General features: G+C 70.1%; 15 protein-coding genes. 13 read left to right on the top strand and 2 right to left on the bottom strand.

Features of this window, described 5'->3' with window-relative positions; all coding sequences use genetic code 11:
* The first annotated feature begins 18 nt into the window (after positions 1-18).
* Both flgL and AC07OC_RS23930 read left to right on the top strand, forming a co-directional pair.
* Positions 19-1,272 carry a flagellar hook-associated protein FlgL gene (gene flgL, locus AC07OC_RS23935; protein WP_494602415.1) on the top strand — a complete coding sequence of 418 codons (1,254 nt, stop codon included), beginning with the start codon at positions 19-21 and terminating at the stop codon, positions 1,270-1,272.
* A 69-nt stretch (positions 1,273-1,341) separates the two neighbouring features.
* Positions 1,342-2,571 carry an HDOD domain-containing protein gene (locus tag AC07OC_RS23930; protein WP_218296942.1) on the top strand — a complete coding sequence of 410 codons (1,230 nt, stop codon included), beginning with the start codon at positions 1,342-1,344 and terminating at the stop codon, positions 2,569-2,571.
* Positions 2,572-2,789: 218 nt separating this feature from the next.
* Here AC07OC_RS23930 and AC07OC_RS23925 read toward each other — a convergent pair whose 3' ends face one another.
* Positions 2,790-4,277, bottom strand: coding sequence for an aminotransferase-like domain-containing protein (locus AC07OC_RS23925; protein WP_494602413.1), 1,488 nt, complete (start codon positions 4,275-4,277; stop codon positions 2,790-2,792).
* Positions 4,278-4,425: 148 nt separating this feature from the next.
* On the opposite strand from AC07OC_RS23925, the gene AC07OC_RS23920 reads away from it, so the two are divergent.
* The 11 genes from AC07OC_RS23920 (at position 4,426) to AC07OC_RS23870 (ending at position 13,407) form a co-directional block, all read left to right on the top strand.
* A complete protein-coding gene (locus AC07OC_RS23920) occupies positions 4,426-5,040 on the top strand; it encodes a LysE family translocator (protein WP_218296940.1) in 615 nt (204 codons plus the stop codon).
* Positions 5,037-5,951, top strand: a complete 915-nt coding sequence (locus AC07OC_RS23915; protein ID WP_218341816.1) for a DMT family transporter — start codon at positions 5,037-5,039, stop codon at positions 5,949-5,951. The genes AC07OC_RS23920 and AC07OC_RS23915 overlap by 4 nt, the downstream gene beginning before the upstream one ends.
* A gap of 81 nt (positions 5,952-6,032) precedes the next feature.
* Positions 6,033-6,362 carry a DHCW motif cupin fold protein gene (locus AC07OC_RS23910; RefSeq protein ID WP_218341815.1) on the top strand — a complete coding sequence of 110 codons (330 nt, stop codon included), beginning with the start codon at positions 6,033-6,035 and terminating at the stop codon, positions 6,360-6,362.
* Positions 6,363-6,450: 88 nt separating this feature from the next.
* A complete protein-coding gene (locus AC07OC_RS23905) occupies positions 6,451-7,653 on the top strand; it encodes an aminotransferase-like domain-containing protein (protein ID WP_218296937.1) in 1,203 nt (400 codons plus the stop codon).
* A gap of 96 nt (positions 7,654-7,749) precedes the next feature.
* Positions 7,750-8,376 (top strand): glutathione S-transferase, encoded by a 627-nt coding sequence (locus tag AC07OC_RS23900; RefSeq protein WP_218341814.1) that lies wholly within the window; start codon positions 7,750-7,752, stop codon positions 8,374-8,376.
* Positions 8,377-8,384: 8 nt separating this feature from the next.
* Complete coding sequence (locus tag AC07OC_RS23895) at positions 8,385-9,248, top strand: PhzF family phenazine biosynthesis protein (RefSeq protein ID WP_218341813.1); 864 nt, start codon at positions 8,385-8,387, stop codon at positions 9,246-9,248.
* Between the two features lie 178 nt (positions 9,249-9,426).
* Positions 9,427-10,302, top strand: coding sequence for a PhzF family phenazine biosynthesis protein (locus AC07OC_RS23890; protein WP_218341812.1), 876 nt, complete (start codon positions 9,427-9,429; stop codon positions 10,300-10,302).
* A gap of 26 nt (positions 10,303-10,328) precedes the next feature.
* The gene (locus AC07OC_RS23885) at positions 10,329-11,012 is read left to right on the top strand and encodes a VOC family protein (protein WP_370627887.1); all 684 of its coding nucleotides are present in this window, start codon (positions 10,329-10,331) and stop codon (positions 11,010-11,012) included.
* Between the two features lie 5 nt (positions 11,013-11,017).
* On the top strand, positions 11,018-11,659 hold the full coding sequence (locus AC07OC_RS23880; RefSeq protein WP_218341811.1) for a LysE family translocator: 642 nt from the start codon (positions 11,018-11,020) through the stop codon (positions 11,657-11,659).
* Positions 11,656-12,639 (top strand): threonine dehydratase, encoded by a 984-nt coding sequence (locus AC07OC_RS23875; RefSeq protein ID WP_218341810.1) that lies wholly within the window; start codon positions 11,656-11,658, stop codon positions 12,637-12,639. Before AC07OC_RS23880 ends, AC07OC_RS23875 begins: the two co-directional genes overlap by 4 nt.
* A gap of 96 nt (positions 12,640-12,735) precedes the next feature.
* Complete coding sequence (locus AC07OC_RS23870) at positions 12,736-13,407, top strand: histidine phosphatase family protein (protein WP_218296930.1); 672 nt, start codon at positions 12,736-12,738, stop codon at positions 13,405-13,407.
* A gap of 150 nt (positions 13,408-13,557) precedes the next feature.
* Here AC07OC_RS23870 and AC07OC_RS23865 read toward each other — a convergent pair whose 3' ends face one another.
* Positions 13,558-14,424 (bottom strand): creatininase family protein, encoded by an 867-nt coding sequence (locus AC07OC_RS23865; protein ID WP_218296929.1) that lies wholly within the window; start codon positions 14,422-14,424, stop codon positions 13,558-13,560.
* Between the last annotated feature and the right edge of the window lie 111 nt (positions 14,425-14,535).

The following is a 14,535-nucleotide window of genomic DNA, read 5'->3' as shown; positions in this document are numbered from 1 at the left end:
AGGAGTTAGGAGTTCGACATGAGCAATAGCATCTACCGCCTTGGCACCGCCAACATGTATGACAACGCCCTGCGCAATCTGGGCACGCGGCAGACCAGCCTGTCGAACCTGCAGGAAAACCTGACCTCGGGCAAGCGCGTGGTGCGGGCGAGCGACGACCCGGTGTCGGCCGCGCAGGCCGAGCGCGCCATCAACCGCCTGGCCCGCATCCAGACCGAGCAGCGCGCGCTGGAAACCCAGCGCAACGCCATCGCGCAGGCCGAATCGGCCCTGGGCGATGCCGTGAATCTGGTACAGAACTTCCGCGAACTGGTGGTGAGCGCCGGCAATGCCGCCCTCACCCCCAACGAGCGCACCACCATCGCCAACCAGCTGCAGGGCCTGCGCGAACAGCTGGTGGAAGTGGCCAACCGCAAGGACACCAACGGCATTCCGCTGCTGGGCGCGCTGGGCAGCGCGCTCGCGCCGTTCCTCGGCCCGCTGAGCAGCTCGCCGGACTACAGCTTCGACGGGCTGCCCGGGCAGGCGGCCAGCTCCGGCGTGACCATTCCCGGCGCGCTGGACGGCGAAGCCGCCTTCATGTTCGACCCGCAGCGCGACGGCGTCTACACCGCCGGCATCAGCGCCATTCCCACCGGGCGCATCCTCAACACCACGGCCATCACGCCCGTGGACCCGAGCCTGGTGACCGGCGACAACTACACCATCACGTTCAGCGCCGTCGGCCCCGGAGCCACGCCCGGCACCACGACCGCCACCTACACCCTCACCAACACCACCACCGGCGCCGTCTCCCCTGCCGTGGTGGTGCCCGACTTTCCATCGGACAAGCCGGTGACCATTGCCGTCACCGGCATTCCGGGGCTGACCTTCGACATCAAGGGCAATCCGGCCAACGGGGACACCATCACCCTGCAGCCCAGCCCCAGCATGTTCAGCACCATGGACAGCGCGATCAACGGCATCCGCAACGCACCCAACAGCAATGCGGCGGCGCAGGCCGTGGGGCAGGCGCTGGGCAACATGGACATCGGCCTGGAGCGCATGCACAACATGCGCGGCTATGCGGGTGAATTGCTCAACCGCGCGGACCGCATCACGGGCGACCAGGAAAAGCGCTCCATCCAGCTCGAAAGCGACCGCTCACGCGCCGAGGATCTCGATATGATCCAGGGAATTTCGGACTTCCAGAACCAGCAGGTGGGCTATGAGGCTGCGCTCAAGTCCTATGCCCAGGTCCAGAGGCTGTCTCTGTTCAACTTCATTAGCTAGGACCTGCTCACGCGGTGGAGGGGATGCCCCCACCCGGGAACAGGCCCCCGTACATTTGCCTGAGAGCACATGGTCCAATCTGTCCTTGGCAGCCTGATTCTGGGCTATCGCCCCTTGTGGAGCCGCGCCCGCAAACTCGCCGGCATCCAGCTCTACGTGCACAGCGAGGCAACGGCCCTGGTCGATGCCGCCCATCTGCTGCGCACGCTGCAGGAGCTCTGGTCGGCCAGTTCCCCGCCGATCCTGCTGTCGCCCCAGAGCCGCCAGCTGCTGTGCGACATGCTCGAGCACGCGCCGCGCGGCACCCCGTGGATCGAGGTGCGGGGCGGCTGGCTGGCCGATTCCGCCATCTACACGCGCGTCAGGTCCGCGCACCAGCGGGGCCTCAAGCTGGTGTGGCGGGGTGAACTGGGCAAGCTGCCAGAACCCGACATAGCCCAGTGCTTCGACAACAGCCTGCTCACCCTGCGCCCCGAAGACGCCGTGGCGGCGCTGCAGGCCGCACCCGCCCGTCCCGGCGCGCCCGCGCAGCCGCTGCGCGCCGCCAGCCCGGTGCTGGCCGGGCAGATGTACGAAAACGTCGCCAGCCGCGCGCTCATGGAGCATTGCCTGGACCAGAACAACGCGCTGGCGCTGGCCGGCTGGCCGTCGGAGGACGTGCTCTACAGCCTGCGCCACCACCCCCAGCAACCCTCGCACGCGGTGATCTTCAAGCTCATGAAGGCCATCGACGACGAGCAATCGCTCGAGACCTTCGAGGCCATCATGGGCGAGGACCCGCTGCTGGCCTACCGCTTCATGGTGTACACCAACTCGGCCGCGCTCGGCCTGCGCACCGGCATCGACTCGCTGCGCCGGGGCCTGGTGATGATGGGCTACGGCTCCATCAAGCGCTGGCTGTCCGACCAGCTGCCCCACGCGAGCACGGACCCCAACATGCACCCGGTGCGCGAGGCCATGGTGATGCGCGCCCGCCTGACCGCGCAGTTGCTGGACGCGGGCGTGGAAAACGATTTGCGCCGCGAGATCTACCTGTGCGGCCTGCTCTCGCAGATCGACGAGCTGCTGGGTGAATCCCTGGGCACGATCCTGCGGCGCCTGCCCCTGTCCGAGCGCATCTACGATGCCACGGTGCTGCGCACCGGGCCCTACACCGAAGGCCTGCAGATGGCCTGCGCGCTGGAGACGGACGACGCCAGCGCCATCCGCCAGCTGTGCGAGACCTATGAGCTCGACCTGGAAGAGGTCAACCGCGCCCTGCTGCGCGTGCTGTCAGACCTGGTGGTCGACAGGAAGTAAACCTCCCACGGAAGCCCCCTGAGCCGCTGCGCGTCTTCCCCCCAGGGGGCGCCACCCGTGGCCCGGCAAAGCCGGCTCCACGGTGGCGCTGGCGGGGCCGCGCACTGTGCGCAACGGCCAGCCGGGGTGAAGGTGCGCGGGGGTCGCAGAGGCCGCTGATGGCGCGATGAAGACGCGTCCAGTGGGAGCGACCCCGGTTTGGAGCCAAGGGTATCTGCCTACCGCCCTTGCTCATCGCGCACGCGCGCGAAAGTCTTCCAGAACGCCGCCTCCTGCGTGGTGGCGAAGTTGATGCGCATGAGGGTGCTGGGCTTGCGCTCGGCGTGGAACAGCGCCCCGGGCGCCAGCAGATAGCCCTCGTCCAGCATGCGCTGCGCCAGCGCGTCGGTGTCCACGCCCGTCTCCACCCAGCCGAACAGTCCCACGGGCTCGGCCGCGAAGGTGCAGCCGGCCCCGAGCGCCAGCTTCACACTGCGCGCGCGTGCCGCGTCGAGCCGCGTGCGGATGCGCTCGGCGTGGCGGCGCAGCTGGCCCTGCTCGATGCACAGCGCCAGCGCCTTCTCCAGCAGCGCGGGCGTGGTGAGGGTCGCGAGCAGCTTGGTGTCCAGCAGCTGCTCGATCAGCGAGGGGTGCGCTGCGAGGAAGCCGATGCGCCAGTTGGGAGCGAGGATCTTGGCGAAGCCGCTCACGTAGATGGTGCGCTGCAGCCCGTCCAGCGCCGTGAGCCGCGTGGCATGCTCGGGCGCGATGTGGCTGTAGGTGTCGTCCTCCACCACGTGGAAGTTGTACTGGTTGGCCAGCTGCAGGATGCGGTGGGCGCTGCCGGGCGACAGGCAGTAGCCCGTGGGGTTGTGGAACACGCTCACGCTCACGTAGAGCTTGGGCTGGTGCACCTCGCAGTACTTCGCCATGACCTCCAGGTCGGGCCCGTCGGCGCGGCGCGGCACCGGCAGGATGTGCATGCCCAGGGCGGCCAGGCGCGCAAACTCCACGGCCCAGCCCGGCTCCTCCACCATCACGGGGTCGCCCGGGCGCAGCAGCGTGCGGCTCACGATGTCGAGCGCGTGCGTGGCGCCCACGGTGGTGATGATGTTCTCGGGCGCCGCGTGCACGCTGAGCGTGGCCAGCTTCTTGGACAGCACCCGGCGCAGCCCCGTGTCGCCCAGCGGCTCGCCGTATTGCAGCGAGAAGTCCTGCAGCACGCGCGTGTTGGTCACCTTGCGCACGGCGGCGGGCATGAAGGTGGACTCCAGCCAGTCGGGCGGAAACACGCCCATGCCGGGCTGCGGCTTGTCGCTCACCTTGTGGAACATGCCGCGGATGAGCGCCGTGGCATTGACGGGCGGCGCCCCGCGCGCCGCGCCGCGCCCAGCGCCCCGGGCCGCGAACCAGTGCGCCGTGCTCCAGTTGCCCATGCCGCGCTCGACCTCTTGCGCGGCCGCGTCGTCCTCCGGCGCCCGCTCCAGCAGCGCGGTGGCCATCTCCCGCACGAAGAAACCCCGGTTCTTGCGCGCCTCCACCAGGCCCTGCGCCAGCAGCTGGTCATAGGCGGCCACCACGGTGGAGGGGCTCACGCCGTGCTGCTGCGCGCACTGCCGCACCGACGGCAGGCGCGCGCCCGGCGCCAGCAGCCGGTTGCGGATGCGCTCGCCAAAACGCGCCGACAGCTGCTCGGTCAGCGACTGGGTGGAGGTTTTCATCAGCATGGCGGTGTCCTTGTGTACTGTTATCGCGGCCAATACAGATCACGAACTGCGCTGCTGAACTGTATTGGTTGTGTACTGGGCTGGAAGATTACATTGAAGCCTCAGCGTTGACAAGTTCCCCCCACTGAGCCCCGCCTATCCCCGCACCATGAGCGCCCCCGAACTGACTGCCCTGCTGCTGTTCTGCACCGCGATGAGTTTCTCGCCGGGGCCCAACACCACCTTGTCCACCGCGCTGGCCGCCAACCTGGGCCTGCGGCGCGCCCTGCGCTTTTGCCTGGCGGTTCCGGCGGGCTGGACGCTGCTGATGCTGGGCAGCGGCCTGGGCCTGGGCGCGCTGATCACGGGCGTGCCGGCCCTGCGCTGGGCGGTGACCCTGCTGGGCGTGGCCTACATGCTCTGGCTGGCCTGGAAGCTCAGCCGCGCAGGCCAGCTGGCCGAATTGGACAGCACCCGCCTCTCCGTGACCTTCTGGCAGGGCGTGGGCCTGCAGTTCGTGAACATCAAGGCCTGGATGCTGGCGCTCACGCTCAGCGCGGGCTGGGTGGTGAATGCGGCCGGGCAGCCGGCGGCCAACCCCGGCGAGCGCCTGGCGATCATCTGCGCCGTGATGATGGTGTTCGCGTTCACGAGCAATTTCGTCTATGCGCTGGTCGGCTCGCTGCTGCGCCAGTGGCTGGCGCAGGGCAGCCGCCTGCTCTGGTTCAACCGCGCGCTGGCCCTGGTGCTGGTGGCCACGGCCGTGTGGATGCTCACCCTATGAACCGCGCACAGGAACGCGAAGCGCTGGTCTGGGGCCTGGTGGGCGTCACCTTGTTTGCCGCCACCCTGCCGATGACCCGCCTGGCGGTGGGCCCCGTGGACGCCCCCCAGCTTTCGCCCTGGTTCGTCACCTTCGGCCGCGCGGCGGTGGCCGGGCTCCTGTCCGTGGCCTACCTGGCGTGGCAGCACGGCCGCGGGCGGCTCAACGTGCCGCGCCGCGCGGAGTGGCCGCTGCTCGCCATCACGGCCTTTGGCGTGATCGTGGGGTTTCCGCTCTTCCTCGCGCTGGCGCTGCGCCATGTGCCCAGCACCCACGGCGCGGTGGTCACGGCGCTGCTGCCCCTGTCCACCGCCGTGCTCGGCGCGCTGTGGTTCCGCCAGCGGCCCTCCGCGGGGTTCTGGGCGTGCGCGGTACTGGGCAGCGGCCTGGTGCTGGGCTTCATGGTGTGGCGTGCAGGGGGGCTGTACCTGGGCGCGGCCAACATCTATCTCCTCATTGCAATGACCACGGGCGCTTTCGGCTACATCGGCGGGGCACGGCTCACGCCGCGCCTGGGCGCCGAGCAGGTGATCTGCTGGGTGCTCGTGTGCAGCCTTCCGCTGACCATCCCTGTGGCCTGGTGGTTCGCGCCCGCCGTGCCCTCTTCCATCGGCGGCATGAGCTGGCTGGGCTTCGTCTACGTGGCCCTGTTCTCGATGTGGATCGGCTTTTTTGCCTGGTACCGGGCCCTCGCGCTGGGTGCCGTGCGCGTGAGCCAGCTGCAGCTCATCCAGCCCTTCCTGAGCCTGCTCTTCGCCGTGCCGCTGCTGGGCGAGCGGCTGGACGCGGCCACCCTGGGCTTCGGCCTGGCGGTGATCGCCACGGTGTTCATGGGCAAGAGGATGCCCGTCCGGCAAGGAGCCCCCGCATGAAGGCGGGCCCTGCGCAGCGCCTGCGCCCCCGGGGCGCGGCCGAGATCAACGCCATGGCTTCTCTGAAGGACTGAGGAGAAAATGCAGCTACACGACATCCCGTTTGCCACCACCGACTGGTCTGGCATTCCCCGCGAGGAAAAAAGCGCGCAGGCCGGCCAGGCCTTCTGGCGCACGCAGCAGTTTGGCGATGTGCGCGTGCGCATGGTGGAGTACACGCCAGGGTATGTGTCGGACCACTGGTGTGTCAAAGGCCACGTGCTGCTGTGCCTGAGCGGAGAATTGCACACCGAGCTGGCCGACGGCCGCCAGTTCACCCTGGCGCCGGGCATGAGCTACCAGGTGGCCGACAATGCGGAACCCCATCGATCCACGTCGCCACAGGGCGCCACCCTGTTCATCGTGGACTGACGCAGTGCCCGGCCCGGCGCGCCGCATCCGATTTTTTGACGACTTTGCAACAGGGGCGGTCCTTGGGGACTGCCCGCAGGAGACGAGAGTGAAACTGAACGACCTTCCACAGACCAGCACCTGGACCCTGGCGCGCCGCGCCGAGCGCATGAACCCTTCGGTCATCCGCGAAATCCTCAAGGTCACCGAAAAGCCCGGCATCATCAGCCTGGCCGGCGGACTGCCCTCGCCCAGGACCTTCCCGGTCTCGGCCTTTGCCGAAGCCTCCGCCGCCGTGCTGGCCAACGACGGCCCGGCCGCGCTGCAGTACGCCGCCAGCGAAGGCTTCGCCCCGCTGCGCCAGGCCATCGCCGACTTCCTGCCCTGGGACGTGGACGCCGACCAGGTGCTGATCACCACCGGCTCGCAGCAGGCGCTGGACCTGATCGCCAAGGTGCTGATCGACACGGACAGCCGCGTGCTGGTGGAAACACCCACCTACCTGGGCGCGCTGCAGGCCTTCACGCCCATGGAGCCCGCCGTGGTGTCCGTGGCCAGCGACGATGAAGGCGTTCTGATTGACGACCTGAAGGCCAAGGTGGGCACGGGCGCCGGCAAGGCGCGCTTCCTGTACGTGCTGCCCAACTTCCAGAACCCGACGGGCCGCACCATGAGCGAAGCCCGCCGCGCCGCCCTGGTGCAGGCCGCCGCCGAACTGAACCTGCCGCTGGTGGAGGACAACCCCTACGGCGACCTGTGGTTCGACACGCCGCCGCCCGCACCGCTCACGGCGCGCAACCCCGAGGGCTGCATCTACATGGGCTCGTTCTCCAAGGTGCTGGCCCCCGGCCTGCGCCTGGGTTTCGTCGTGGCGCCCAAGGCCGTGTACCCCAAGCTGCTGCAGGCCAAGCAGGCGGCCGACCTGCACACGCCCGGCTACAACCAGCGCCTGGTGGCCGAGGTGATGAAGGGCAACTTCCTGGACCGCCACGTGCCCACCATCCGCGCACTGTACAAGCAGCAGTGCGAGGCCATGCTGGCCGCGCTCGACAAGGAGATGCAGGGCCTGTCCGTGCAATGGAACCGCCCCGACGGCGGCATGTTCCTGTGGGTGCGCCTGCCGGAGGGCATGAGCGCCATCGAGCTGCTGCCCAAGGCGGTGGAGCGCAATGTGGCCTTCGTGCCCGGCGCGGCCTTCTATGCCGACAACGCCGACCCGCGCACGCTGCGCCTGTCGTTCGTCACGTCCACGGTGGAGCAGATCGCCACGGGCATCGCCGCACTGGCCGCCGCGATCCGCGATAGCAAATGAACAACCCCTGTGGCGCAGCGCGGCCACCTCGCCTGGGCCGCGCCCGCTTCCTGCTGCGTCACGGGCCGCGCAACGCACCATGAAAGTTGATTCAACATGCTGAGGCTCTGGGGACGGCTCTCGTCCATCAACGTGCGCAAGGTGGTGTGGGCGGCGCAGGAGCTGGGCATCACGCTGCAGCGCACCGATGCGGGGGGGCAGTTCGGCATCGTGCGCGAGGCCCGCTACCTCGGGCTCAACCCCAACGGCCTCGTCCCGCTGATCGAGGATGACGACACGGGCGCCGTGCTGTGGGAGTCCAACCCCATCGTGCGCTACCTGTGTGCCCGGCATTCCATGGGCGAGCTGTACCCCGATGCGTTGCGCGAGCGCTTCGTGGCCGAGCAGTGGATGGACTGGCAGCAGACCACACTGAACCCGGCCGGGCGCGATGCCTTCATCCAGTGGATACGCACGCCGGCCGCGCAGCGCAGCGATGCGCTGATTGCCGCGTCGGTGGCGGCCACCGAGACCCTGCTGGCGATGCTGGATGCGCACCTGGCACGCCAGCCCTTCATGGCGGGAGACCGGTTCACCATGGCCGACATTCCGGTGGGCTGCGAGATCCACCGCTGGTGGGGCCTGCCGCAGGACCGCATCGCGCGGCCGCACCTGGAGCGGTGGTACAACACGGTCAGCACCCGCCCCGGCGCTCGGGGCGTGTTGGACCAGCCTCTCTCCTGAACCTCACCATGCACCAGCGCCCCTTCAAGCAGATCGACGTCTTCAGCGACCGGCCCGGCTACGGCAACCCGGTCGCGGTGGTGCTGGATGCCGACGGCCTGGACGACAGCGACATGCGCCGCTTCGCGGCCTGGACCAACCTGTCGGAAACCACCTTCCTGCTGCCCCCCACCGAGGCCGGGCGCGCTGCGGGCGCCGACTACCGCCTGCGCATCTTCAGCCCCAATGGCGAGCTGCCCTTTGCCGGACACCCCACGCTGGGCACCTGCCACGCCTGGCTGCAGGCGGGCAACACGCCGCGCCAGAGCGGCCTGGCGATCCAGGAGTGCGCGCTGGGCCTGGTGCGCATCGCGCAGGCAAAGGACACCCTGGCCTTTGCCGCTCCGCCCCTCCAGCGCAGCGCGCCCAGCCCCGCGCTGGTGCCGCTGATCGCCAGCGCGCTCGGCGTGCGCCCCCAGCAGATCCAGGGCGCGCAGTTGCTGGACAACGGCCCCGTGTGGCTGGGCCTGCTGCTCGACAGCGCGGACACCGTGCTGGGCCTCAAGCCCGACCATGCGCGCCTGAAGGACCTGGGCCAGGACGTGGGCGTGATCCATGTGGGCCCCGCCGCCAGCGACACCAGCCGGCCCGGCGTGGTGGTGCGCGCGTTTGCCGCGCCCATGGGCAACCCGGAAGACCCGGTCACCGGCACCCTCAATGCCAGCCTCGCCGAATGGCTGATCGCCGACGGCCTGGCCCCGCGCAGCTACTTGGTGGCCCAGGGCGAGTGCCTGGGCCGTGCGGGCCGCGTGCACATCCGCCAGGACGACGACCACCAGCTCTGGGTGGGCGGGCGCGCCGTCACCTGCATTGAAGGCACGGTGCTGCTATGACCTCGCCCAAGACCCCACGCCCCAGCGGCTGAACCCCGACCCCGTGGGCTTCCCCCGGCGCCCACCGAACACAGCTGAAAAACACCGAGCCACGTCCCCGGTCAGCCCCCGGCGTGCCCTCCCCCGATCGATCCGCCGCCCGTTTCACCACTTTTTTGTTCCAAGGACCACGACCACCATGCAACAGCGCCCCTTCAAGCAAGTCGACGTCTTCACCGACCAGCCCTACCGCGGCAACCCGCTGGCGGTGGTGCTCGATGGCACCGGCCTCAGCACCGAGGCCATGCAGGAGTTCACCAACTGGACCAACCTGTCCGAAGCCACCTTCCTGCTGCCCCCCACGCCCGAAGGCCGCGCCGGCGGTGCCGACTACCGCGTGCGCATCTTCTGCCCCGGGCGCGAACTGCCCTTTGCCGGCCACCCCACGCTGGGCAGCTGCCACGCCTGGCTGCAGGCCGGGGGCCAGCCCCGGGTGGCCGGCACCGTGGTGCAGGAGTGCGGCGTGGGCCCGGTCACGCTGCGCCAGGACGGCGAGCGCCTCGCGTTCGCGGCGCCCGCGCTCATCAAGAGCGGCCCGCTGCCCGAAGCCGATGTCGCCCTGATCGCGCGTGGCCTGGGCGTGGCGCGCGGCGACATCCTGCACCACGCCTGGTGCGACAACGGTCCCAACTGGCGCGGCGTGATGCTGCGCTCGGCCGAGCAGGTGCTGGCGCTCAGGCCGGACGCCAGCATCCTCGGCCATCTGGACGTGGGCGTGGTGGGCCCGCGTGGAAAAGTGGGCGTCATCGGCAGCACCGACGCCGAGGGCATTGCCTTCGAGGTGCGCGCCTTCTTCCCCGGCAACAACGGCCTGGCCGAAGACCCGGTGACCGGCAGCCTCAACGCCGCTCTGGCCCAGTGGCTCATCGGCGCCGGCCTGGCCCCCACCCGGTACGTGGCCAGCCAGGGCACCTGCCTGGCCCGCGCGGGCCGCGTGTTCGTGGAGCAGGACGGCGACACCATCTGGGTGGGCGGCAGCTCCGTCACCTGCGTGTCGGGCGAGGTGCTGCTGTGACGGCCGCCGCGCCCAGGCCGCCCTGCGTGGACCACCTGGTCGTGCTCGCGGCCGACCTGGCCTCGGGCGTGTCGTGGTGCGAACGCACGCTGGGCATCACGCCCACGGCAGGCGGCGAACACCCGCTGATGGGCACGCACAACCGCATCCTGAATGTGGGGAGCACCGCGCATCCACGCACCTACCTGGAGATCATTGCTATCAACCCAGGAGCTGCTCGCGCAATACCAGAAAGCGCCAGACGCTGGTTTGACATGGATGATGCCGCCTTGCAGCACCAGGTGGCGCAACACGGCCCACGGCTCATCCACTGGGTGGCTTCCGTGCCCGACGTGGCCGAAGGGTGCGCCGCGCTGTCGGCGCTCGGCATGGAGCGCGGCGCCATCGTCACCGCCAGCCGTCCCACGCCGCAAGGGCTGCTGCAGTGGCAGATCACCGTGCGCGGCGATGGGCTGCGCCTGATGGACGGCTGCCTGCCCACGCTCATCCAGTGGAGCGATGCGCACCCTTGCGACAGCCTGCCGGCATCTGGCGTGCAACTGCAGTCCCTGGCGCTGCAGCACCCGCAATCGGCCACGCTGCAGGCCGCCTGCGCAGCCGTCGGCGTGGCGGCCCACCTGGCCGTGGGCGCGGGGGATGCGCCCCGCCTCACCGCCCAGCTCTCCACGCCGCGCGGCCCGGTCACCCTTTCGTCCTTCATTCCGGAGTAACCACCATGCTCTTTTCCGCACAGGAACTGCTGCTCTTCGCGCTCGCCGCCCTCGTGCTGGTGCTCACGCCCGGCCCCAACATGGTCTATTGCGTCTCGCGCAGCCTCACCCAGGGACCGCGCGCGGGGCTGATCTCGCTGGCGGGCGTGGTGCTGGGCTTTCTGGTGCACCTGCTGGCGGCGGCACTGGGCCTCACCGCGCTGCTGGCCGCCGTGCCCGTGGCGTTCGATGCCATCCGCTACGCCGGGGCCGCCTACCTGCTGTGGATGGCCTGGCAGGCCGTCAAGCCCGGCGGCGCCGCGCCCTTCGAGGCCCGCAACCTGCCGCACGACGGCCCGCGCACGCTGTTCCTCATGGGCTTCATGACCAACCTCCTGAACCCCAAGGTCGCCATGTTCTACCTGTCGTTCTTCCCGCAGTTCCTGCACCCCGAGCGCGGCCACCTGCTGCTGCAGAGCCTGACGCTGGGCGCGGTGCAGATCACCACCAGCGCGGCCGTCAACGCACTGCTGATCCTGTGCGCCGCCCGCGTGGCGCTGTTCCTCAACCGCAACGCCGCATGGATGCGGGCCCAGCGCTACTTCATGGGCACGGTGCTCGGCCTGCTCGCACTCAGACTGCTCACCGAAAAGAAAGCCGCCGCATGAACGCCCGCCTCGACACCGCCCCCCTCCTGCCCACTCTGGCCGACATCGAGGCCGCCGCGCAGGTGGTGTACCGCGACTTTCCGCCCACGCCCCAGTACCGCTGGGGCCTGCTGAGCGAACGCCTGGGCACCGACTGCTGGCTCAAGCACGAGAACCACACGCCCGTGGGCGCCTTCAAGATCCGCGGCGGCCTGACGTACTTCGACCAGCTTGCCCGGCGCGGCGCCATGCCCCGGGAGGTGATCAGCGCCACGCGCGGCAACCACGGACAGAGCATGGGCTGGGCCGCGCGCAGCCACGGCGTGGCCTGCACCATCGTCGTGCCGGAGGGCAACTCGGTCGAGAAGAACGCCGCCATGCGCGCGCTGGGCGTCACGCTCATCGAGCACGGCAGCGACTTCCAGGAGGCGCGCGAGTTCGCCATGGGCCTCGCGGCCGAGCGCGGCGCCCACATGGTGCCCAGCTTCCACCCCGACCTGCTGCGCGGCGTGAGCACCTACTGGTGGGAGTTCCTGCGCGCCGTGCCCCAGCTCGACGTGGTGTACGTGCCCATCGGCCAGGGTTCGGGCGCGTGCTCGGCCATCGCGGCCAAGCTGGCGCTGGGCCACGGCGTGCGCGTGGTGGGCGTGGTCAGCAGCCATGCCACCACCTACGCCGACTCGCTGGCCGCAGGCCGCGTGGTCGAAGCGCCGGTCACCACGCGCCTGGCCGACGGCATGGCCTGCCGCGTGGCCGACCGGGAGGCGCTGGCCATCATCGCCCCGCACATCGACCACATCGTGCAGGTGAGCGACGACGAGGTGGCCGCCGCCATGCGTGCCCTTTTCACCGACACGCACAACGTGGCCGAGGGCGCGGGCGCGGCCGCGCTGGCGGCGGCGCTGCAGGAGCGCGCGCAACTCCAGGGGCTGGCAGTGGGCCTGGCGTTGACGGGAGGCAACGTCGACGCGCCGGTGTTCGGCAGCGTCCTGGCGACCTGACCGCCTTGTCCATACAGGCTCAATTGCTACATCTTCAGTAGCATTGGTCGCTTGTGCGACAAGCGCCAGGGCCCGGATCTGGCCACAATCCGCCGCATGGGAACCCTCTACCTCGTGCGCCATGGCCAGGCCTCGTTTGGCGCGGATGACTACGACCAGCTGAGCGCGCGGGGCCGTGAGCAGGCCGTGCGCCTGGGCGAATACTGGCGCGCGCGCGGCCTGGCGTTCGACGCCGTGATCACCGGCACGCTGCGCCGCCACACACAAACGCTGGAAGGCATCGCCGAGGGCCTGCGGACCGCGCCCGAGGTACTGCGGCTGCCGGGGCTCAACGAGTACGACAGCCATGCGCTGATCGCCGCCATCCACCCCCAGCCCCTGGGCCCGGCCGACACGCCAGAGCGCTACCGCGCGCACTTTCGCATCCTGTGCGACGCGCTCGCGCAGTGGATGGCCGGCGTCATCAGCCCGCAGGGCATGCCCAGCTGGAACGAATTCTCCGCCGGCGTGCGCGCGGCACTGGACCATGTGCGCCATCACCACGTGGGCCACAACGTGCTGCTGGTGAGCAGCGGCGGCCCCATCTCGACCGCCGTGGGCGAGGTGCTGGGCACGGCGCCCGAGGTGACGATCGCCCTGAACATGCGCCTGCGCAACAGCGCGGTGACGGAGTTCTCCATCGCGCCCAAGCGGCTGATGATGCAGACCTTCAACACCCTGCCGCACCTGAACGAGGGGCCGCACCTGGACTGGATCACGCACGCATAGCCGCCAGCGGGCCCGCCTGTTCCCCTGCCTGACCATCCAGCGCGCCCGGAACCGGGTTCAGGGCACGGGGTTCGAGCTCACGGGCGCAGCCGTGGCCCGGCGAGGCATGGCGCCGCCGGGCCACGGCGGGCTCGGCCAGCACATCCGGGCCTATTCCCATTCCGTATCGGGGCGCACCGTCTGCGGCGCCAGGTCCGCAAGCTCCTGCAGCAACGCCACCAGTTGGCCCGCCGCGGCCTCCACCACCGCGCGCCCCTTGCCCGCCGTGGCGCCAGCGGCATTGCCCACGGCACCCGCGGGGTGGTAGTCCTGCATCTGCCAGCCCAGCTTGGCGCTCTTGCCGTTGCCCAGAATGGCGTAACGCTCCGCCCGGTCCTGCGACGTGGAGCGGAAATCCCGCGCGTGCTCCATGTGCACCGCGCCAGGCGCCAGGTGCAGCATCATCGAGGTCTCGATCTCGCCCGCGTGGATGCCAAAGCGGTGCTCCTCGCCGCTGAACTGGCCCGCCACCGCATCGGGCAGCGGCAGGCTGAACCAGCTGGCGCTGTAGACGATGAGGTCGCAGCGCGTGCGCAGTTCGCGCGCCACGATGTCCATCACGCTCACCTGGCCGCCGTGGCCGTTGAACAGCAGCAGCTTCTTGATGCCCGCACGGGCCACACATTCGCCGATCTCGGTCCACAGCGCGATCACCGTGGCTGGAGACAGCGTGAGCGTGCCCGGAAAGCGGATGTGCTCCGGGCTCAGGCCCACGTTCTGCGGCGGCAGGAAGAGCACGGGCAGGTCGGCGGGCAGCTGCGGCAGCGCCGCGTCGATCACGCCCTGCAGCAGGGTGGCATCCACCGACAGCGGCAGGTGCGGGCCATGCTGCTCGACGGCGGCCACGGGCAGCACGGCCACCACCTGGCCGGCCTGGCCCGTGCCCTGCAGCGCGGCAAAGTCGCGGGTGGACAGATCGGCCCAGAAGCGGGAGGGCAAGGCGGGGCGGGCGGAGGAGGTCGCGGCGGCAGCGGTCATGCCGCGATGTTAGGGCCTGTCCGGGGCCGCGTCACTTCGGCGCCGCCTTGCCCAGCCCATGGCAGCCGGCGGCCCGCGCCCGTGGTATCCCTGCAGCCACGGGGCGCCGCC

Source organism: Acidovorax sp. GW821-FHT10E04 (genome assembly GCF_059415185.1).
The sequence above is the reverse complement of the archived record's forward strand: the minus strand, read 5'-3'. Positions and strand labels throughout refer to the sequence as shown.

Excerpts from the sequence above, each read along its gene's own strand:
- flgL (WP_494602415.1), top strand. The coding sequence starts at position 19 with ATGAGCAATAGCATCTACCGCCTTGGCACCGCCAACATGTATGACAAC.
- AC07OC_RS23930 (WP_218296942.1), top strand. The coding sequence starts at position 1,342 with ATGGTCCAATCTGTCCTTGGCAGCCTGATTCTGGGCTATCGCCCCTTG.
- AC07OC_RS23925 (WP_494602413.1), bottom strand. The coding sequence starts at position 4,277 with ATGCTGATGAAAACCTCCACCCAGTCGCTGACCGAGCAGCTGTCGGCG.
- AC07OC_RS23920 (WP_218296940.1), top strand. The coding sequence starts at position 4,426 with ATGAGCGCCCCCGAACTGACTGCCCTGCTGCTGTTCTGCACCGCGATG.
- AC07OC_RS23915 (WP_218341816.1), top strand. The coding sequence starts at position 5,037 with ATGAACCGCGCACAGGAACGCGAAGCGCTGGTCTGGGGCCTGGTGGGC.
- AC07OC_RS23910 (WP_218341815.1), top strand. The coding sequence starts at position 6,033 with ATGCAGCTACACGACATCCCGTTTGCCACCACCGACTGGTCTGGCATT.
- AC07OC_RS23900 (WP_218341814.1), top strand. The coding sequence starts at position 7,750 with ATGCTGAGGCTCTGGGGACGGCTCTCGTCCATCAACGTGCGCAAGGTG.
- AC07OC_RS23895 (WP_218341813.1), top strand. The coding sequence starts at position 8,385 with ATGCACCAGCGCCCCTTCAAGCAGATCGACGTCTTCAGCGACCGGCCC.
- AC07OC_RS23890 (WP_218341812.1), top strand. The coding sequence starts at position 9,427 with ATGCAACAGCGCCCCTTCAAGCAAGTCGACGTCTTCACCGACCAGCCC.
- AC07OC_RS23880 (WP_218341811.1), top strand. The coding sequence starts at position 11,018 with ATGCTCTTTTCCGCACAGGAACTGCTGCTCTTCGCGCTCGCCGCCCTC.
- AC07OC_RS23875 (WP_218341810.1), top strand. The coding sequence starts at position 11,656 with ATGAACGCCCGCCTCGACACCGCCCCCCTCCTGCCCACTCTGGCCGAC.
- AC07OC_RS23870 (WP_218296930.1), top strand. The coding sequence starts at position 12,736 with ATGGGAACCCTCTACCTCGTGCGCCATGGCCAGGCCTCGTTTGGCGCG.
- AC07OC_RS23865 (WP_218296929.1), bottom strand. The coding sequence starts at position 14,424 with ATGACCGCTGCCGCCGCGACCTCCTCCGCCCGCCCCGCCTTGCCCTCC.